We start from the raw sequence: 18,837 nt of genomic DNA, 5'->3' as shown, positions 1-18,837 counted from the left end.
TCAGGCCGATACGCGCCCGTTGTCGAGGATAAAGTTGATGTTATCCATGTCGAAGCGCTTGTCCTCGTAGCCTGGCCCGCCTTGGTTGTTGGTACCGATATCCAGTTCCCGCAGAAGGCCAGGACGGTTGAGAAGCTCAGCGGCAAAGTGTCGTGCTTCAGGACTGAACGTACGATTTGATGGCGTCTGACCAGCCGCTTCCTTCAACTCATTGACGTTGATGTATTGATCGTCCGCACCAGCGGTAAATTGCCTGAAGTTATCTTTCACGCCTTGAATCAAGTCGTGGTCACTCATGTTTTTGTACTTGTCCGAGGAATAGGCCAGGTTTTCCCTGGAGAACGCACCGTCGAACACGCCCATGCTGCTCTGGTCGAGTTCCTTGAACACATCACCCCGCTCAAGCAGCTCATTGGCCAGGTCTTTTTCGGCTTGGGTGGCCGGCTGGCCATCCAGTTTGCATCCACTGGCCACCGCATTCAGGGATTTGTCGGTGATCAACCCAGGGGAACTCGGGTCTTCAAATGAACTGAAACGGGCCTGTATCTTGTTGAGAAGCTGCTCCTTGCTGTCGTTCGCGTAAGGACGCTGGCCCGACGCAGACAGGGATGGCTGTTGCCAATCGGCCTGAGGTGAGTAATGGCTTTCCAGGCGCTGGCGCTGCATGCCGCCGCTGTACCGGCCTGGAAACTCGCGCATGGGAGGTGCTTCTTGCTGCTCAATTTGATCAATGGTGCGCTCCACATCGCCCATGCTGATCAACCCATCTGTAGAACCTGCGTGGCCGATTGAATCCAGCATCGTGTTCAATTCAGGACGTTGGAGAATCTCCCTTGCCAAAAACGTCATCCGATCATTGAATGGATTACCGGTCAGTGGGCGATTGGCGACCTGCTGGAGGGTTTGCTGTGTCACAAACCCACTGTCAGCACTCTGGAAGTAATCGAAATTTTTCGCGAAATCCCGCGCAACCTCCGAGTTGGGTACGCGCCAGCCAGCGCTCCCGGAGGACGCTTGGGGCTGCTCGAAACGAGGACTGAAATCACTTCTAAAAGGAGTTTCCTGACGAAGGTTTACATAGGACATGGCAAAGGCCTCAGAGACTGGAATCGATAACTGCCCACCCGAATCGGCTGTGCGGCGGATCAACGTTCCATCTGTGGCGATGAGCAGAAAAACGGTTCCTGCGCGTATTAACGACGGCCATTCACCCGCAGTTGGCCGCCCTCTGAACTACCCACCAAAGGTCTGCGAGGGCCGGCGCAACGTCGGATCAAACGGATTGATCCTTGGACCAATCGCCGCCGCTTCGCGCTTGAGCAACTCCACCACCATCGGCAACCGGCTCGGCCCCAGCCGATCACTGATGGTCGCCACGCTCAACGCCGCCACCGCATGCCCGTCGCGATTGAGGATCGGCACCGCCAACCCCGCCATGCCTTCCAGCACCCCGGTATTACGCGCCGCGTAGCCCAGATTGCGCACATTCTCCACTTCCGAGCGCAGCAGCACTTCGTCATACAGGTGGAAGTCCTTGAGCCGTGGCAGGTTGTAGCGGATCACCGTCTCGCGCTCTTCCTCTGGCAAGAACGCCAGGATGGCCAGGCTGCCCTGCCCTACACCCAACGCCACGCGTCCGCCGATGTCCCCGGTGAAGGTGCGGATAGGGTACGGGCCTTCGCTGCGGTCCAGGCAGATTGCGTCGAAGCCTGAGCGCGCGAGCAGGAACAGTGAATCACCCAATGACGCACTCAGGCGCAGCATGCTCGGTCGCACCAGGTCACGCAGATTGCCGGTCTTGCCCGCATTCGCCGCGAGAGCGAAGAACTCCAGGCTCAGGCGATAGCGCTTGCTGCGCGCGTCCTGCTCGACCATGCCTTCGTCCATCAGGCTGCGCAGTAAGCGGTGGGTGGTGGGTTGGGACAGGCCCACCTGTTGCGCAAGCTGAGTGACGCGTTCGCCCCCCTCCGGCACGTCACCCAGGGTGCGCAGTAGCGCGAACAGTCGGGACACCCCACCGGAGCCGACTTCTTTAGCGCTGTCATTTCGATCAGTGGAATCCATAGCAATCAATATCTCAGTAAATTCCGGTGAGTGAATAAATACGAAAATAGTAGTCCGTTCAGTGAAATTTCATCTTCCGCCCATCCTAGTCTTCGCCCTAATCTGCGTCCACAGGGGCGACATGAACAACTAACGGCAGCCGACTCAAGATCGAGCGCCAACGCACCGGCAACACTTCATTCGCATCTGCCCAAAACAAAAAAGCGCGTTTCGACGCGACTCAAAAAAGGTGGAACGCAGACATGGCATTTCTCCAACTCAACGCCTTGAGCAAACGCTACGGCGCCGTCGATGCAGTGGTCGCCACCGACCTGGCGGTGGAAAAAGGCGAGTTCGTTTCCCTGCTCGGCCCCTCGGGCTGCGGCAAGACCACCACCCTGCAAATGATCGCCGGCTTCGTTGATGTGAGCGGCGGGCAAATCGTGCTCGACGGCCGCGACATCACCCACGCCAAACCCGCCAGCCGTGGCCTGGGCGTGGTGTTCCAGAGCTACGCGTTGTTCCCGCACATGACCGTGCGCGACAACGTTGCCTTCGGCCTGAAGATGCGCAAAGTGCCGGCGGCGCAGATCGCCAGCAAGGTCAAGACCGTATTGGAACTGGTGCGCCTGGCGCCGCACGCCGATCGATACCCACGTGAATTGTCCGGCGGCCAGCGCCAACGTGTGGCCCTGGCCCGCGCTCTGGTGATCGAGCCGCCGGTGTTGCTGCTGGATGAACCGCTGTCCAACCTCGACGCCAACCTGCGCGAAGAAATGCAGTTCGAAATCCGCCGCATCCAGTGCGCCGTGGGCATCACCACCTTGATGGTCACCCACGACCAGGCTGAGGCGCTGTCCATCAGCGACCGCGTGGTGGTGATGCAGGCCGGGCGCGTGACCCAGATCGACGCGCCGTACAAGCTCTACGAACACCCGCGCACGCGCTTCATCTCGGACTTCGTCGGCAAGGCCAACCTGTTGCCGGGCGACTACGATCAGTTGGGCACTCCACAGGTCCGCCACGAAAGCGGTGACGGCGAACTGACCCTGAGCCTGCGCCCGGAAAAGATCCAACTGGTGGACGCCGGCACCGGCCGACTGCAAGGCAAGGTGCTCGACAGCTACTTTTTCGGCAGCCAATGGCTGTATCGCATCCACACCCGCCTGGGCGAAATCACCGTGGTGCGCAGCAATGACGGCAGCGCGCCGCTCGGTTGCGGAGCCGCGGTGGGCCTGGACTGGCAAGCCAGCCTGCTGCGCGTATTGGCGGCGGATGAGGTGCGCGCATGAGCCGGGGCTATCTGTTGTCGTTGCCCGCCCTGGTGCTGTTTGTCGGGCTGCTGATTCTGCCGTTGGGCCTGACGCTGGTGCTGTCGTTCAACGTGTTCGATTACCAAGTGGGCGTAAAGGGCGATGAGTGGACCCTGGCGCATTATTTGTCGCTGTTCAGCGATGCGTACTTCTACGAAATCTTCTGGCGCACCTTCTGGATCAGCGCCTTGGTCACCCTGCTCTGCGTGGTGATCGGGGTGCCCGAGGCTTACATCCTTAGCCGCATGGGCACCCCGTGGCGCTCGATCTTCCTGATCCTGATCCTCACGCCGCTGCTGATCTCGGTGGTGGTGCGTGCTTTTGGCTGGAGCCTGCTGCTCGGCGCGGATGGGCTGGTGAACCAAGTCATTCAATTCCTCGGCGGGCGCCCGGTAAAGCTGTTGTACACGCCGTTCGCGGTGATCATCGCCCTGGTGCACGTGATGCTGCCGTTCATGATCATCCCGGTGTGGACTTCCCTGCAGAAGCTCGACCCATCGGCTGAACAAGCGGCGTTGTCCCTCGGCGCCAGCCAGACCACGGTGATGCGCAAGATCGTATTGCCCCAGGTGATGCCCGGCGTACTGTCCGGCACGCTGATCGTGTTCGGCCTGGCCGCCAGTTCCTTTGCGATCCCCGGCCTGCTCGGTGGACGCCGCCTGAAAATGGTCGCCACCGTGGTGTACGACCAGTACCTCTCGGAACTCAACTGGCCCATGGGCGCAACCATCGCGGTGGTGCTGCTGTTGGTCAATCTGCTGATCATGCTGAGCTGGAACCGCATGGTCGAAGGCCGCTACAAAAAGTCCCTGGGGGTTTAAACGCATGTCCAGAAACGGTCCTTTGGCCCTCGGCTTTCATACGCTGGTGGTGCTGTTCATGATGGCGCCGCTGGTGGTGGTGTGCCTGGTGGCCTTCACCCCGGAAAACACCTTGAGCCTGCCCACCTCGGGCTTCTCCCTGCGCTGGTTCCGTGCGGTGTTCGAGCGCGCGGATTTTATCCAGGCGTTCTACAACAGCTTGATTTTGGCGTTTACCGCCGCGAGCCTGGCGACCTTGATTGCAGTGCCGGCCGCCTTGGCGATCAGTCGCTATCAGTTTGCGGGGCGCAATTTCTTCAGTGCGCTGTTCTTGTCACCGATCATCATTCCGCACCTGGTGCTTGGCGTAGCGATGCTGCGCCTGTTCGCACTGATGGGCGTCAACGGCAGCTTCACCTGGCTGATGCTGGCGCACGTGGTGATCATCACGCCCTATGTGCTGCGCCTGGTGTTGGCCGCCGCCATCGGCATTGATCGCAGCGCCGAGCAGGCCGCGGAGTCCCTGGGCGCCAGCCGCTTCACGCTGTTCCGCCAGATCACCCTGCCGATGATCTTGCCCGGTGTGGCGGGCGGCTGGTTGCTGGCGTTCATCAACAGTTTCGATGAGGTGACGTTGTCGATCTTTGTCAGCTCGCCAGCGACCCAGACCCTGCCGGTGCGCATGTATGTGTACGCCACCGAGTCCATCGACCCGATGATGGCGGCGGTGTCGGCGCTGGTGATTGCACTCACGGCCGTCACCATGATTTTGCTGGACCGGGTCTATGGCCTGGACCGTGTGCTGGTGGGGAAACACTGATGGCCCTGTTCAAACGCCTGGCCGAAACCCAACGCCCTGCCCTCGCCTTCACGCTTGACGGGCAACCGGCCAGTGGCTTGCTCGGTGACACCTTGCTGACCGCCGTGCTGACCTGCGCCGAACACCTGCGCGGCAGTGATTTCAGCGCCGAACCACGGGCCGGTTTCTGCCTGATGGGCGCGTGCCAGGATTGTTGGGTACGGCTTGAAGATGGGCGTCGCGTACGCGCCTGTTCGACGCTATTGGAAGAAGGCCAGGCCATCCGCCGCGATCCGGGGCGCCAGTCATGAAGCCTGTGGTGATTGTGGGCGCAGGCCCGGCCGGGATCAGCGCGGCGCGCACGTTGCTCGACCATGGCATCAACCCTTGCCTGGTGGATGAAAGCCTGCGCGGTGGCGGGCAGATTTATCGACGCCAGCCACTGGGCTTCCAGCGCACCGCCAAGCAGCTCTACGGTTTTGAAGCGCGCAAGGCCGAGGCCGTGCACCGCACAATGGATGAGCTAGCACCGCTGATCGACTACCGCCCGGAAACCCTGGTGTGGAATGCTGAGGACGGGCGCGTGGATATGCTCAACAACGGCCGCGCCGAAAGCCTCGAGTACGCGCAACTCATCGTTGCCACGGGCGCCACCGACCGCATCCTGCCCGTACCGGGTTGGACTTTGCCGGGCGTGTACAGCCTGGGCGCGGCGCAAATCGCGCTGAAGTACCAGGGCTGCGCCATCGGCGAGCGTGTGGCGTTTTGTGGCAGCGGGCCATTGCTGTATCTGGTGGCTTACCAGTACGCCAAGGCCGGCGCCAAGGTGGTGGCAGTGCTCGACAGCGCGCCGTTCAGTGCCCAACTCCGTGCATTGCCAGCGTTGCTCGGGCAACCGGCGACCTTGGCCAAAGGCTTGTACTACCGCGCCTGGTTGACGGCCCATGGGATTCCCGTGCATCAGGGCGCCACGCTTGAACAGATCGACGGCGCGCAACGGGTCAGCGGCATTCAATGGGCTGATCAGAGCTTGGAATGCGACGCCGTGGCCTTCGCCCATGCCCTGCGCAGCGAGACGCAACTGGCGGACTTGCTTGGCTGTGAGTTCGCCTGGAATGCCTTGAACCGCGCGTGGCTGCCACAACGGGATAGCGCCGGACGCAGCAGCGTCAACGGCGTGTACCTGGCGGGCGATGGGGCTGGGATCATGGGCGCGGACGCCGCACAAATGGCCGGTGAACGTGCAGCGCTGGCGGTGCTGGAGGACTCGGGTGTTGCCATCGATCAGCGCCGCCCTGCTGTGCTGGAGCAACAATTGGAGGCCATCCAACGCTTTCGTCATGGTTTGGAAACTGCGTTCCCGTTCCCAGAGAAGTGGGCGGCCGAAGCCCCCGATGAATTGATCCTCTGTCGCTGCGAAGAAGTCAGCGTCGGCGACATACGCGCGGTGGTGGATGAAGGCCACTGGGAAATCAATCGCGTCAAGGCCCACTGTCGTGTCGGCATGGGCCGCTGCCAAGGCCGTATGTGCGGGTTGGCGGCAGCGGAAATTGTCGCGGAGCGCAGTGGCCGGGCCATCGAAAACGTCGGCCGCTTGCGGGGTCAGGCACCGATCAAGCCGCTGCCGTTTGGCGTGGAGGTGCAGCCGTGATCGACGTCATCGTACTGGGCGGCGGGATTGTCGGCGCCTCGGCGGCGCTGATGCTGGCGCAGAAAGGCCAGCGCGTGGCGCTGGTGGAGCGAGACTTCTGCGGCTCCCATTCCAGTGGCGTCAACTACGGCGGCGTGCGGCGCCAAGGCCGGCCATTGCACCAATTACCGCTGTCGCAGCGTGCCCACCAGCTGTGGGCAGACTTGCCGGGATTGATCGGTATCGACGGCGAGTACTTGCGTTCCGGTCATTTGAAGCTGGCGCGCAGTCATGCCGATTTCGCCGCGTTGCAGGCGTATGCCGAGCAGACACGCGGATTTGGCCTGGGTTTGCAGCTGCTGGATTACGCCGAGCTGCGCGCACGATTTCCCTGGGTCGGCGATATCGCCGTCGGTGCCTCGTTGTGTCCGGAAGACGGCCACGCCAATCCACGCCTGGTGTCGCCCGCCTTTGCCCGCGCGGCAAAACAACGCGGCGCGCAGGTTTATGAACAGTCGCCCGTCACACGTGTCGAGCATGACGGCCAGCACTTTCAGGTGCACTGCGCCAACGGCCTGCACGTGCACGCGCCGTGGCTACTCAACTGCGCGGGTGCTTGGGCCGGTACGGTCGCCGAACAGTTTGGCGAAGCCGTACCTATGACCTCGGCACACCCGGCGATGCTGGTCACTGAGCCCTTGCCGGTGGTGATGGACGTGAGCACCGGCGTTGAAGGCGGTGGGATCTATGCGCGACAGGTCGCCCGGGGCAATTGCATCCTCGGCGGCGGTCGCGGCTTTGCCCTCGGTCCGCAGCAAGCGCGACCTGGGCAAGCTGCGGTGCTGGAGATCCTGCGCAATGCCGGCGAGCTGTACCCCTTCCTCAAAGGTGCCCAGGCCATCCGCACCTGGAGTGGCACCGAAGGTTATCTACCCGATCACGAACCGGTAATCGGCCCCAGCAGCACCCAACCTGGCTTGCTCCACGGTTTCGGCTTTGCCGGCGCCGGGTTCCAGCTCGGTCCCGCGGTCGGTGAAGCCCTGGCAGAGATCGTCTGCACCGGTGCCAGCCGCCAACCCATCGAAGCGTTTTCCATCCGTCGTTTCCAAGCCTGAGAGGAAAAACATCCATGAACCCACGTATTGCGCTGTCCTGCTTGTCCCTCGCCCTGCTCGCCTCAACAGCACACGCCGCGCCCACGCTGTACCTGGGCATGAACGGCGGCACCATGGAACGGGTGTACGCCGACAAGGTGCTGCCCGCGTTTGAAAAGGCCAATAACGTCAAGGTGGTGATCGTGCCCGGCACCTCGTCGGACATCCTCGCCAAGGTCCAGGCCAACAAAGACAATCCGCAGATGCACGTGATGTTCCTCGACGACGGCATCATGTACCGCGCGATTTCCATGGGATTGTGCGACAAGCTGGCGCCCAGCCCGACCCTGGAGCAGATCCCCGCCAAGGCAAAGATCAAGGAACACGCCGTGGCCGTGACCCTCGGCGTCACCGGCCTGGGCTACAACGCCAAGATGTTCAAGGAAAAAGGCTGGGCCGCGCCCACCTCCTGGATGGACCTGGCCGACCCGCGCTTCAAGGACAAAGTGGTGTTCCAGTCCCTGGCCTCCTCCACTTTCGGCCTGCATGGCTTTCTGATGTTCAACCGCCTCCAGGGCGGCGACGAAACCAACGTCGACCCCGGCTTCAAGGCCTGGCCAAAAACCGTCGGCCCCAACGTGCTGGAATACATCGCCAGCTCCGCGAAGATCTCTGAAATGGTGCAGACCGACGAAGCCGCGCTCTTCCCGCTGACGCCCACCCAGGTCGCCACCCAGAAACTGCTCGGCGTGCCCATGGAATATGCGCAACCCAAGGAAGGCGCGGTGGTGCTGAACGTGGCCGAATGCGTGATCGCGCGCAACGACCAGTCGGAACTGGCGCAGAAACTCGCCGCGTTTTTGCTGACCGCCGAAGCCCAGGCCCCGGCGTTGGAAGAAGGTGACCAGATCCCGTCCAACCCGACCACGCCAACCACCGACAAGACCCGCGCACGGGTGGAAGCGATGCAGGGTTACTTACAGACGGCAATTTCGATTGATTGGGACCAGGTCAACCAGGCGCGGCCGGAGTGGAATGCGCGGTGGAGTCGGTCGATCGAGCGGTAGAACTTCATAATCCTTCCCGGCGCCGAACGCGTTGACGCTGGGTACGGATTATCTTCGCGATGCGCTGGCGCTTTTGACGGAGTTTTACCCATTCAGCGCGGGCCTCTCGATAGCGTTTACTATTGATCAGCAGCAGAGCCAGCAGCGGGAACAATAGGCCCAGGACATAGAACACCTTGTGAGGGTGGTGTTCAATGGTTGGTAAAACACCCAACAGGCTAAACACCATCAGAACGACCGGGATCCATAGCCAGTTCGGGTAGCCGCGCACGATCATAAAGTTGCAGTGAGCAAGGAGACAGGCCGAACCGAGAGTAGAAAAGAAAGAGTATTTGAGATTTAAGTCAGCAGGTAACGCATCGAAGTAACTGTCAAACATCATCGGAACACCAATCGCCAGCGCGAATATTTGAAACACGTTTGCCGCAGCGAATACCGGAAAATAGCGCAGCAGGAAATGCCGAAGCTGCTCAAGGGTCATCAGAAGAATCATTCGTCAAATTCCTCGTACAGACCTACTGCGATTGTTCTCAGATTTCCAGACATTGCACTGCCTGCCACCGCACCTCCGACCGCAACGGTATCCTTGAGCTGAACGAGCGTTGCATGTCGAAGCTGGGCCTGGGTATATCGCTTAGGAAAGTCACCCGATAGTTGTTTCAACTTAATAAGCTTGGCGCTCAAATGCGGGTGGTTGACGCTGAGCAATTCCTTCGTCAATTTCGCACGTTCCTGGCGACTCATCCTTCTGAGGACATCACGCCACGACCTGCCGGTCGAGGCTTTGGTTGCGCTTGCTAGCTTGACCGTGGCCAGGAACGAAGTACTTGCTCCTATCAACGACACAGCATCCAGAATGGCCGTCGTTTGTTGATACCAAGGTTCGCTATCGAGCCAATCAATATGATCAGGCTCCCTGGCTTCTTTGTAGACACGGTATAAACCGTTTGCACACTGCCCAAAACTGGCAACAAATGCAGCTCTGCCAATCACAGCCATTGCACCACTCAGCCCTGCGGTGAACGGCGAAAGCGCGGACCCGCCAGCGATCACCAACCAACTCAATAATGCAGTCCCACAGGCCGCTCCCATTCCGATCGCTTCAAATACAAGCTGCGACTCGCGCGGCTCACTCTCCAACCTACGCACAAAATCCAGCCTCGCCAACGAGCCAGGCATCTCCCGCAAAACCACCCGCTTGGGCAACACGCTGCAAATCGGCTGAAACTCACGTAACGTCACTGGCCACAGCTGTGAATCGAGATACACCACCCCTGCCCCCGCAATCGCAGGATCGGCGTCGATAGCCGCAAACAACCGGCGCACATCAATACTGTTTTCCACTCGCTCACGCGTTGTGAGGTGGGCATTGGGGAAACCGTCCTTCAAGACACTGCCAGCCATTCCTTTACTCCTGAACGCACAAGAGCGCAGAGCGTAAAGAATCAATATCCGGCAAGAATGTCGGAAATATTCCTTTTTGCAGCCAGGCACTTCCCGTTCTCACCTTGGCGTCTTGAGGTCAATCGTCGAAATGGGAAAAGTACGCCCCGCGCCACTCTCGGCGGATGAGAAGACAAGGAACGAACATGGCAACCGATATGTTTTTGAAACTGGGAGACATCAAGGGCGAGTCCAGGGACCAGACCCATCGCGATGAAATCGATATTGCCCGCTGGGGCTGGAGGATGACTCAATCGGGCTCGATGCACAGTGGCACGGGCGGTGGTGCCGGCAAGGTTGATATGGCCAACATCGCGATTGAAAAGTCGCTGGATAAATCCTCGCCCAACCTCATGATGGCGTGCGCAACCGGCAAGCATTACCCCGAGGCTCGAATCGTGGTGCGCAAGGCTGGGGGCGATAGCAGCGTGGAGTACCTGGTGATCATCTTGAAGGAAGTGATGGTCGCCTCCTACGACAGCCGCGCGGCGACAACCAGTGACGTGCTGACCGAGGAAATCAGCCTTAACTTCGCCAGGGTAGAAATCAGCTACCAGCCCCAGAAAGCTGATGGCGGCAAGGATGGCGGGCCGATTCGGTTCGGCTGGAATATCCGCGAGAACATCAAAATCTGATTGTCTGTTCAATCCGGAATGATCGGCAGCGCACGCTTGTGCGCTGTCTTGCTATACGCGCCCTCGACAATCGCTCTCACCCGCTCGCTCACTGGTTCGCCCATCAGGTACGCGTCGACCTCTGCGTAAGTGCAGCCGTAGGCCTGTTCATCCAGCTTGCCCGGCACAAGCTCTTCCAGGTCGGCAGTCGGTTGTTTGTGCACCAGGTTGTCCGGGGCGCCGAGGGCCGTGGCGAGCAGGCGCACTTGGGTTTTGGTCAGGCCCGACAATGGAGCCAAGTCACAGGCGCCGTCGCCGAACTTGGTGAAAAAGCCCATCAGCGCTTCAGCGCCGTGGTCGGTGCCGACCACCAGGCCGTTGTGCAGGTTGGCCACGGCGTACTGGGCGATCATCCGCGTGCGTGCCTTGACGTTGCCCTTGATGAAATCGACATGGGCGGCGCTGGCTTCAGTGGCGGTCAGGCTGGCCATGAGGCCGTCGACGCTGGCGGCGATGTTGAGGGTGTCGATCTGGTCCGGGGTGATGAAGTCCAGGGAAGCCTGGGCGTCGCGTTCGTCAGCCTGGGTTTTATAAGGCAGGCGCATGGCGATGAAGCGCGCAGCGTTGCCTTCGCCGCGCAGTTGCTCCACAGCCAACTGGCACAGACGGCCGGCGGTGAGGGAGTCAACACCCCCGCTGATGCCCAGTACCAACGCCTTGCCGCCGGAGCCGCGCAAGGTGGTCTTGATGAAGTCGATGCGCCGCTGGATCTCTTTGGCTTCGCCGCCTTTGACCAGTTGCCGATTGATGTTCAGTTCCTGTGCGATACGTGCTTGCATGTCACACCTCCAGGCTGCCGACATTGAACACGTGTGCTGCGTACTGCAAAAACGAGGCGTCTTCGCAGACGTTCTTGATCGGATCATCCGAGAATTTCACCACCGGCTCGCCGTGCACCCGCACCAGTTTCATCACGATGCTCAGCGGTTCGACGCCCTCCACATCGCAGGCCAGGCTGGTACCCATGCCGAAACCAAATTTGGCCTTGCCACGCACGTGACGCAGGATCGGCAGGCATTTTTCGAAGTTCAGGCCGTCAGAGAACATCAGGTCCTTGGTCATCGGGTCGATGCCCAGTTGCTGGTAGCGGGCCAGGACTTTGTCGGCCCAAGCGATGGGGTCGCCGGAGTCCTGGCGCAGGCCGTCATACAGCTTGGCGAAGTAAAGGTCGAAGTCCTTGAGGAAAAAGTCGGTGCTGATGCAGTCAGTCAGGGCGATGCCGAGACGGCCACGGTATTCGCGCACCCAGTTTTCCAGGGCGGCGTTCTGGCTTTCGCGCAGGCGGCCCAGTTGCTGGTGCACCATCAGCCATTGGTGGGCCATGGTGCCGATCAGCGGCAGGTCGAATTCGTAGGCCAGGTGCGCATTGCTGGTGCCGACGAACTGGCCAGGGAAGTCGCGACGCATGATGTCGACCACTTCACGCTGGGCCTTGAACGACAGGCGGCGCCGGGTGGAAAAGTCAGACACACGCAGGTCGGCGAGTTCTTCGCGGCTGAGGTTTTTCTGTAGCCAGTCGAATTTCTGGTAAAGCTTGCGGGTGACATCTTCCAGGGTCACGTCGGGGTATTTGTCGCGGTTGCGCAGCTCGCTGACCAGGGCCAGGACCGGTTGTTCGAACATGATGCAGTGCAGCATCGGGCCGACCACGCGGATGTTCAGTTGGCCGTCGACTTCGCTGACGTGGATATAGCGCAGGTTGAAGCGGAACAGGCCGAGGAAGCGCTCGTAGTCCGGGGTGAGGTATTCGCGAAAGCGGGGGTTGAACAGAAAGCGCAGCTCACCTTCGCGCATACGCAGGCTGGCGAGTTGATCCAACTCAGCACGGATTTCAGGAATCAGATGACCGAGCTTTTCCTTGGACCGCACAATGAAGTTGTACTCCACATCGACATTGGGATACTGGTGCAACACGGCCTGCATCATGGTGAAGGTGTAGTAATCGGTGTCGAGCAAACCCTGGATAACGGGCGTTTTGTAGTCGTAGGCACTTTCCATGGTGTGTCTCCTTAACGCGCGGCCATCGCGGCCAGTTCTTCGCGGGTGCTGCTGATGACAGCACCGGCCTTGAGCAACTCATTGACCGCCTGTACGCCGCCCTCCTGCGTAATGGCCCGGCACGCCGGCAAGTGCAAAACCACTTCCAGGCCAGCCTTGAGCAATTGCAACGCGGTGGTCTTGACGCAGTAGTCCAGCGCCAGGCCGCCGACGATTACGCGGCTCACGCCCTGGGCCTTCAAGTACTCGATCACGCCGGTAGACAGTTTGTCGTGCAGGTCGTGGTAGCAGGCGCCATAGGGGTGCAGGTCGGGTTCCACGCCTTTCCAGATGAAGTAGTCGTAGTCATAAGGCGTGGGCAATTCGTCCAGCAAGGTGAAGCCCTCGGTGCCCGGCACGCAATGGCTCACCCAGGTCACATCGGCGTGGGCCAGGCCGGTGGGTTGCAGCATCTCGCTGTGCTGCGACACCACCCAGGGCGCGTGCGGGGTGTGGGCGTCCTTGCTGCCGACGCGATGGCCGGCCAGGCTCGCCATGTAGTTGAGCTCGGCACCGATCTGGTCGCCACCGGCCACAGGCAACTCACTGGGGCACAGCGGCGTGAAGCTCTTCTGGGCGTCGACATCGAATGAAGCGATGGCGGATATCGAGAGGGTCATGATGGTTCTCCTGTGGCCTGAAAACAAAAGTACATGTCATGTACTTTCATTGCAAGAAACATTTGTTTATCTATCCTGGAGCAAGTACATGACATATCTGCTCGATTCGTTAGACTGTGCGTCATCGCTGTCTAGAAGGACGTCCACATGCCCCTGAGCCCCTACCTCCACACCGTCGACCTGTGCGTAGTGTTTTATTGCCGCGCCTCAGGGGAGCTGAAATTGCTGCTGAACAAACGCGACGCCGAGCCCTTCACCGGGCATTGGGCGCTGCCGGGCGTGGTGGTGAATGGCGGCGTGCAAGATCTGAGCCTCAAGGATGCGGTGGAGCGCTTGCGCGCGAGTGACAAGGTGGGCCTGGCGCTGGCGTGGAGCGAGCAAGTGGGCACGGTAGGGGATGCGTTTCGTGATCCGCGCTGTTGGTCGTCGTCCACTTACTACCTGGCGATCGTGGCGGATGAGGTAGCGCTGGGTGAGCATCAGGCCTGGTTTTCACTGTCGGGGGTCGCGGATGGCAGCATCAAGCTGCCGTTCGATCACAACAGCATCGTGGCCGCCGTGCAGGAACGCTTGTTCTCCAAGTCGCTGTACAGCAGCTTGCCGCTGATGTTCCTGGGCGATGAATTCAGCGCGCCGGAGGCGACCATGATCTTTTCCCTGGTGCTGGGGCGGCCGGTGTTGAAGACCAGTATTCGCCAGCGCTTGCTGAAGCTGACTGAGGCGGGGTTTCTGCGCGAGACCGGGCGCAAGAAAAATGGTGAAGGCGGCAGGCCCCAGGCGACGGTGACGGTTCTCAAACCTGGAGAAATCTACTTCTTCGACCGCAGTTTTGCCGATTAACGACTTCAATGGTTTGAGGCGCAGGTGTGGTGAGCGGGCTTGTTGTGGCGAGCGGGCTTGCCACAACAAGCCCGCTCACTACACGAGGGTTCTATTCAAGGCCAGCGGCTCTAGTTCATCCAATTGCCGCCGTCGACGTTGTAGGTTTGGGCCACCACATAGTCTGCGTCCTTCGAGGCCAGGAAAACCGCCATCCCGGTCAAATCCTCCGCCGTGCCCATCCGCCCAAACGGCACCTCGTCCCCTACCCGCTTTTTCTTCTCGCCAGGCGCCAATCCCTCATGCCTGGCGAACAACGCATCCACGCCATCCCAATGCTCGCCATCCACCACACCGGGTGCGATGGCGTTGACGTTGATCCCCTGCTTGATCAGGTTCAACCCCGCCGATTGCGTCAGGCTGATCACCGCCGCCTTGGTCGCGCAGTAGATCGCCACCAACGGCTCGCCACGGCGTCCGGCCTGGCTGGCCATGTTGATGATCTTGCCGCCATGGCCCTGGCTGATCATCTGCCGCGCGGCGGCCTGCAAGGTGAATAGCGTGCCGGCGACGTTGATCGAGAACAGCCGTTCGTAGCTGTCGCGGGTGATGTCGACGATAGGCGCCAAGTCGAACAATGCGGCGTTATTGATAAGGATATCCAACTTGCCGACCTGGGCGACCACAGTGGCAATCGCGCTGTCGATGGACGCCTGGTCGGTGATATCCATGGCGACGGCATAGGCCTGTGGACCCAGCTCAACAGCCGTGGCCTGGGCCCGTTGCAGGTTGATGTCGGCGATGGCCACGGTGGCGCCCTCGGCGATGTAGGCCTGGGCAAAGGCGCGGCCGATGCCACGCGCCGAACCGGTGATCAGTGCGCTCTTGCCTTCAAGTCGTTTCATGAAAAAGTCCTGTTGAAGTTATTTCGGGTAGCCGGCGCGTTTCATTTCGCGCTCGGTGGTGGACTGGGCTTCCAGCAAGGCCTGGTCAACCGACATGCCACCGGTCAGCGCCGCAGAGAACAGCTTGCCGACCGAGGTGCCGATGGCCTGGAACTCGGGAATGGTCACGTACTGAATGCCCACGTACGGCACCGGCTTGGTCGAAGGGTGCGCGGGGTCGGCGTGTTTCATCATTTCCAGGGTTACCTGGGCAAACGGTGCGGCCTTCAAGTACGCCTCGCTGTAGGTAGATTGGCGGGTGCCCGGCGGTACGTTGGTGATGCCTTCTTTATCAGCGACCAACTGGATGTACTCCTTGGAAGTCGCCCAACTGATGAAGGCCTTGGCAGCGTCCTTGTGCTTGGAGGTGGCCGGAATTGCCAGGGACCAGGCATACAGCCACGAAGAACCTTTATCGGTGACTTCGGTAGGCGCGGCAGCGAAACCGACACTGTCCGCGACCTTGCTCTGGCTCTTGTCGGTGGTGAAGGAGCCGGCGACGCTGGCATCCACCCAGATCGCGCACTTGCCGCTGTTGAACAGCGCCAGGGTTTCGTTGAAACCATTGCTGGACACACCCGGCGGGCCGTATTGCTTGAGGGTGTTGACGTAGAAGTTGGCGGCCGCCGTCCACTCGGGGCTGGTCAGCTCGGGTTTCCACTGCTCGTCGAACCAGCGCGCGCCAAAGGCATTGGCCATGGTGCTCAGCAAGGCGATGTTCTCGCCCCAGCCGGCCTTGCCGCGCAGGCACAGGCCATATTGGCCCTTGTCCTTGGCGGTGAGCTTGGCGGCGAACTCGCCGAGTTGGGTCCAGGTAGGATGCGCGGGCATGCTCAACCCGGCCTGTTTGAACAGGTCGGTGCGGTAGTAGGTGACGGTGCTTTCGCCGTAGAACGGCAAGGCGTACAGGGTGTTATTGACCGACAGGCCCTGGCGTACCGAGGGGAAGATATCGTCGGCGTCATAATCGGCCGGCAGCTGGGTCAAGGGTTCCAGCCAGTGCTTGGCGCCCCAGAGTGGGGTTTCGTAGGTGCCGATGGTCAGCACGTCAAACTGCCCGCCCTGGGTCGCGATGTCGGTGGTGAGGCGCTGGCGCAGCACGTTTTCTTCCAGCACCACCCAGTTGAGCTTGATGTCCGGATGCTGCGCTTCGAACACCTTGGACAGGCGCTGCATGCGGATCATGTCGCTGTTGTTGACCGTGGCGATGGTCACGGTGTCGGCGGCGTGGCTGGGCATGGCCAGCGCCAGGCCGGAAAGCAGGAACAACGCTTGCGGGAGCTTGGACATAGCGGTTTCTACCTGTTGTTTTTGTTGTTGAGCGCCGATTACAGCAGCTTGGCCAAGCCCCCACAAACGCCTGGAGGATGGGCGACTGGTACTTTTTTAACCTGGATATGAAAGTTAAAAAAGTATCAGTACCAGGCAAAACCAGGGGTAGCGCGCTCACGGTTGAGGCGCGTATTTTGGAGCGATTCCAAGCATCATAAGAATCCCGCCATGCCCATCAGCCGCGCCAAGCTGTTCGAGCACCGCCCCGCCGAACTCGAAGTGATCCTGCCCGAGCCGGACCACTGCTTCCGCTGGTTCGAGCATGACTACCCCTACGACCTGGCGCGCTGGAACCACCATCCCGAATTTGAAATCCACCTGATCCGCCAAGGCAGCGGCAAACTGGTGGCGGGCGACTACATCGGTGCGTTCAGTGCCGGGCATGTGGCCCTGATCGGCCCCGACCTGCCCCACGACTGGATCGGTGAACTCGCCCCCGGCGAATACCTGAGCGGTCGCGACGTGGTGTTGCAATTCGATGGCGCCGCCCTCCTCGCCCTGCGCAAGACCCTGCCGGAACTCGGTGACTTGCAACCGCTGTTCGAGCATGCCCGGCGCGGGCTGGAATTCACCGGCGACACCGCGTTGCAGGCTGCATGCTTGATGGAAGCCATCGGCAGCGCCCACGGCCTGCAACGCCTGATCCTGTTCCTGCAATTGCTCGACACCCTGAAGAACGCCCCGACGCAACAGGTCAAGGCACTCGCCAGCCCGTGTTATGCGCCGACGTTGGATGCACGCAGCGCCGAACGCATCAACAAGGCGTTCGATTATCTGATGCGCGAGCTGACCGGCGATGTGCGCTTGTCGGTAATCGCGCAACAGCTGGAGATGAGCGAGCCAGGCTTCTCACGCTTCTTCAAGCGCAACACCGGCCACGGCTTTATCGACCTGATGCGCAAGTTCCGTGTACAGCGCGCCTGCCGGCTGCTGTTGCAAAGCGACATGTCGGTGGCGGACATCTGCTTTGAAGTGGGCTACGCCAATCTGTCGAATTTCAATCGACACTTCCGTATCGAAATGCACCAGACGCCAAGCGACTATCGACGTGAAACCGCGATGCACCTGTTCCAGCACATTGAAAAAATGACACCCAGTCAATTCTGACCAAAAGGTCGACTAAATCCCGGTTTTTTTCAATTTGATCAATCGATTGAGCAAACTTGGTACAGCCTGTGCAAACGTTTGCGGTACGAACTTGCCAGCCAAGTTCACCCTTACCCGAAGAATCGGGTTCAAACCGCGTACGAATAGGGATTTTCAATGCACCCCACCTCAAGGCGTCCTGCCTCCTTTGGTGTTTCCTTGCTACTGGCCGCCGTTACGGGAGTACTCAGCGCCCCCATTTTGGCGCAGGAAAAACCCGTGGATGACTCAGCACAGGGCGAAACCCTCAGCCCTGAAGCCAGCCCGGCGAAAAAAGGCGTGTACCTGTCGGATTGGTTCAACCAGGACCTGACATTGATCGGGAGCAAAGACATCAGCTTCGGCCCCAAGCCACAGGATGATGTCTACCTGGAATACGAGTACTTCGGCCGTAAGGGGCCTTTTGAGCTGTACGGCTACATCGACGTGCCGAAGATCCTCACCATCGGTAACAGTAATGACAAAGGCGTGTGGGACCATGGCTCGCCGGTGTTCATGGAACACGAACCGCGTATCTCCATCGACTACCTGGCGGGCCGCAGCCTGGCCATCGGGCCGTTCAAGGAATGGTACGTGGCGTTCGACTGGATCTACGACCATGGCAGCCGCAAGGAAAACCGCGCCAACACTCTGTACAGCGGCCTCGGCACCGACATCGACACCCATTCGCGGGTGAACCTGTCGGCCAACTTCTATGGGCGTTACCAGTGGGAAAACTACGGCGCCAGCAATGAATACTCATGGGACGGCTACCGCGCGCAGATGAAGTACATCGTGCCCATCAGCAAGTTCGATAACGGTGCTTCGCTGACCTACATCGGCTTCACCAACTACGATTTCGGCTCCGACCTGCACAAGGACAACCCGGCGCGCACCGCCAACTCGCTGGTCGCGACCAATGTACTGCTGTACTCGTTCACTCATCTGCGCTTTACCTTGGTCGGCCGTTACTTCCATAACGGCGGCAACTGGGAAGACGGCAGTGAGTTGAATTTCGGCGAAGGCAACTTCCGCGCCCGTTCCGATGGCTGGGGTTACTACGCCGGCGTGGGCTACCAATTCTGATCAAGGAGCTT

The 18,837-nt window shown here is 60.4% G+C and carries 20 protein-coding genes; 11 read left to right on the top strand and 9 right to left on the bottom strand.

Annotation, left to right across the window (positions count from 1 at the left end; all coding sequences use genetic code 11):
- Both OZ428_RS13900 and OZ428_RS13895 read right to left on the bottom strand, forming a co-directional pair.
- Complete coding sequence (locus tag OZ428_RS13900) at positions 1 to 1,086, bottom strand: hypothetical protein (RefSeq protein WP_269133761.1); 1,086 nt, start codon at positions 1,084 to 1,086, stop codon at positions 1 to 3.
- A 147-nt stretch (positions 1,087 to 1,233) separates the two neighbouring features.
- A complete protein-coding gene (locus OZ428_RS13895) occupies positions 1,234 to 2,064 on the bottom strand; it encodes an IclR family transcriptional regulator (protein WP_178953162.1) in 831 nt (276 codons plus the stop codon).
- A 242-nt stretch (positions 2,065 to 2,306) separates the two neighbouring features.
- Here OZ428_RS13895 and OZ428_RS13890 point away from each other — a divergent pair, with 242 nt between their 5' ends.
- The 7 genes from OZ428_RS13890 to OZ428_RS13860 are packed head-to-tail and all read left to right on the top strand — an operon-like array spanning position 2,307 to position 8,746.
- Positions 2,307 to 3,335, top strand: a complete 1,029-nt coding sequence (locus tag OZ428_RS13890) for an ABC transporter ATP-binding protein (RefSeq protein WP_269133760.1) — start codon at positions 2,307 to 2,309, stop codon at positions 3,333 to 3,335.
- Positions 3,332 to 4,177: an ABC transporter permease gene (locus OZ428_RS13885; RefSeq protein WP_016977228.1), complete on the top strand. Its 846-nt coding sequence runs from the start codon at positions 3,332 to 3,334 to the stop codon at positions 4,175 to 4,177. Before OZ428_RS13890 ends, OZ428_RS13885 begins: the two co-directional genes overlap by 4 nt.
- 4 nt (positions 4,178 to 4,181) lie before the next feature.
- Positions 4,182 to 4,976 carry an ABC transporter permease gene (locus OZ428_RS13880; protein ID WP_269133759.1) on the top strand — a complete coding sequence of 265 codons (795 nt, stop codon included), beginning with the start codon at positions 4,182 to 4,184 and terminating at the stop codon, positions 4,974 to 4,976.
- A complete protein-coding gene (locus OZ428_RS13875; RefSeq protein WP_269133758.1) occupies positions 4,976 to 5,266 on the top strand; it encodes a (2Fe-2S)-binding protein in 291 nt (96 codons plus the stop codon). The genes OZ428_RS13880 and OZ428_RS13875 overlap by 1 nt, the downstream gene beginning before the upstream one ends.
- Positions 5,263 to 6,606 carry an FAD/NAD(P)-dependent oxidoreductase gene (locus OZ428_RS13870; protein WP_269133757.1) on the top strand — a complete coding sequence of 448 codons (1,344 nt, stop codon included), beginning with the start codon at positions 5,263 to 5,265 and terminating at the stop codon, positions 6,604 to 6,606. The genes OZ428_RS13875 and OZ428_RS13870 overlap by 4 nt, the downstream gene beginning before the upstream one ends.
- Positions 6,603 to 7,700: an NAD(P)/FAD-dependent oxidoreductase gene (locus OZ428_RS13865; protein WP_269133756.1), complete on the top strand. Its 1,098-nt coding sequence runs from the start codon at positions 6,603 to 6,605 to the stop codon at positions 7,698 to 7,700. Before OZ428_RS13870 ends, OZ428_RS13865 begins: the two co-directional genes overlap by 4 nt.
- Before the next feature lie 14 nt (positions 7,701 to 7,714).
- Positions 7,715 to 8,746: an ABC transporter substrate-binding protein gene (locus tag OZ428_RS13860; RefSeq protein WP_269133755.1), complete on the top strand. Its 1,032-nt coding sequence runs from the start codon at positions 7,715 to 7,717 to the stop codon at positions 8,744 to 8,746.
- 4 nt (positions 8,747 to 8,750) lie between these two features.
- On the opposite strand, the gene OZ428_RS13855 is transcribed toward OZ428_RS13860, so the two are convergent.
- Positions 8,751 to 9,239, bottom strand: a complete 489-nt coding sequence (locus tag OZ428_RS13855; protein ID WP_269133754.1) for a hypothetical protein — start codon at positions 9,237 to 9,239, stop codon at positions 8,751 to 8,753.
- Entirely contained in the window at positions 9,236 to 10,150 is a 915-nt protein-coding gene (locus OZ428_RS13850; RefSeq protein ID WP_269133753.1) for an NAD synthetase, read from the bottom strand. Before OZ428_RS13850 ends, OZ428_RS13855 begins: the two co-directional genes overlap by 4 nt.
- A 185-nt stretch (positions 10,151 to 10,335) precedes the next feature.
- Here OZ428_RS13850 and OZ428_RS13845 point away from each other — a divergent pair, with 185 nt between their 5' ends.
- Entirely contained in the window at positions 10,336 to 10,824 is a 489-nt protein-coding gene (locus OZ428_RS13845) for an Hcp family type VI secretion system effector (RefSeq protein WP_269133752.1), read from the top strand.
- 8 nt (positions 10,825 to 10,832) lie between these two features.
- Here OZ428_RS13845 and nadE read toward each other — a convergent pair whose 3' ends face one another.
- From nadE to OZ428_RS13830, 3 genes are read right to left on the bottom strand one after another with little or no spacing between them, the layout of a single operon-like run.
- Positions 10,833 to 11,642: an ammonia-dependent NAD(+) synthetase gene (gene nadE, locus OZ428_RS13840; protein ID WP_269133751.1), complete on the bottom strand. Its 810-nt coding sequence runs from the start codon at positions 11,640 to 11,642 to the stop codon at positions 10,833 to 10,835.
- Position 11,643: 1 nt separating this feature from the next.
- Complete coding sequence (gene pncB, locus OZ428_RS13835) at positions 11,644 to 12,861, bottom strand: nicotinate phosphoribosyltransferase (protein ID WP_269133750.1); 1,218 nt, start codon at positions 12,859 to 12,861, stop codon at positions 11,644 to 11,646.
- An 11-nt stretch (positions 12,862 to 12,872) separates the two neighbouring features.
- Positions 12,873 to 13,520 (bottom strand): nicotinamidase, encoded by a 648-nt coding sequence (locus OZ428_RS13830; protein WP_033901989.1) that lies wholly within the window; start codon positions 13,518 to 13,520, stop codon positions 12,873 to 12,875.
- 147 nt (positions 13,521 to 13,667) lie between these two features.
- Here OZ428_RS13830 and OZ428_RS13825 point away from each other — a divergent pair, with 147 nt between their 5' ends.
- Complete coding sequence (locus tag OZ428_RS13825) at positions 13,668 to 14,360, top strand: NUDIX hydrolase (RefSeq protein WP_269133749.1); 693 nt, start codon at positions 13,668 to 13,670, stop codon at positions 14,358 to 14,360.
- Between the two features lie 110 nt (positions 14,361 to 14,470).
- On the opposite strand, the gene OZ428_RS13820 is transcribed toward OZ428_RS13825, so the two are convergent.
- Both OZ428_RS13820 and OZ428_RS13815 read right to left on the bottom strand, forming a co-directional pair.
- Complete coding sequence (locus tag OZ428_RS13820) at positions 14,471 to 15,244, bottom strand: L-iditol 2-dehydrogenase (RefSeq protein WP_269133747.1); 774 nt, start codon at positions 15,242 to 15,244, stop codon at positions 14,471 to 14,473.
- A gap of 18 nt (positions 15,245 to 15,262) precedes the next feature.
- Positions 15,263 to 16,522, bottom strand: coding sequence for an ABC transporter substrate-binding protein (locus tag OZ428_RS13815; protein ID WP_442964837.1), 1,260 nt, complete (start codon positions 16,520 to 16,522; stop codon positions 15,263 to 15,265).
- A 261-nt stretch (positions 16,523 to 16,783) separates the two neighbouring features.
- Here OZ428_RS13815 and OZ428_RS13810 point away from each other — a divergent pair, with 261 nt between their 5' ends.
- Complete coding sequence (locus OZ428_RS13810) at positions 16,784 to 17,722, top strand: AraC family transcriptional regulator (RefSeq protein ID WP_038850758.1); 939 nt, start codon at positions 16,784 to 16,786, stop codon at positions 17,720 to 17,722.
- 156 nt (positions 17,723 to 17,878) lie between these two features.
- A complete protein-coding gene (locus OZ428_RS13805) occupies positions 17,879 to 18,826 on the top strand; it encodes a nucleoside-specific channel-forming protein Tsx (RefSeq protein WP_269133744.1) in 948 nt (315 codons plus the stop codon).
- Positions 18,827 to 18,837 lie beyond the last annotated feature (11 nt).

This window comes from Pseudomonas sp. GXZC, from assembly GCF_026967615.1.
Classification (GTDB): Bacteria; Pseudomonadota; Gammaproteobacteria; order Pseudomonadales; family Pseudomonadaceae; genus Aquipseudomonas; species Aquipseudomonas azotoformans_A.
The sequence above is the reverse complement of the archived record's forward strand: the minus strand, read 5'-3'. Positions and strand labels throughout refer to the sequence as shown.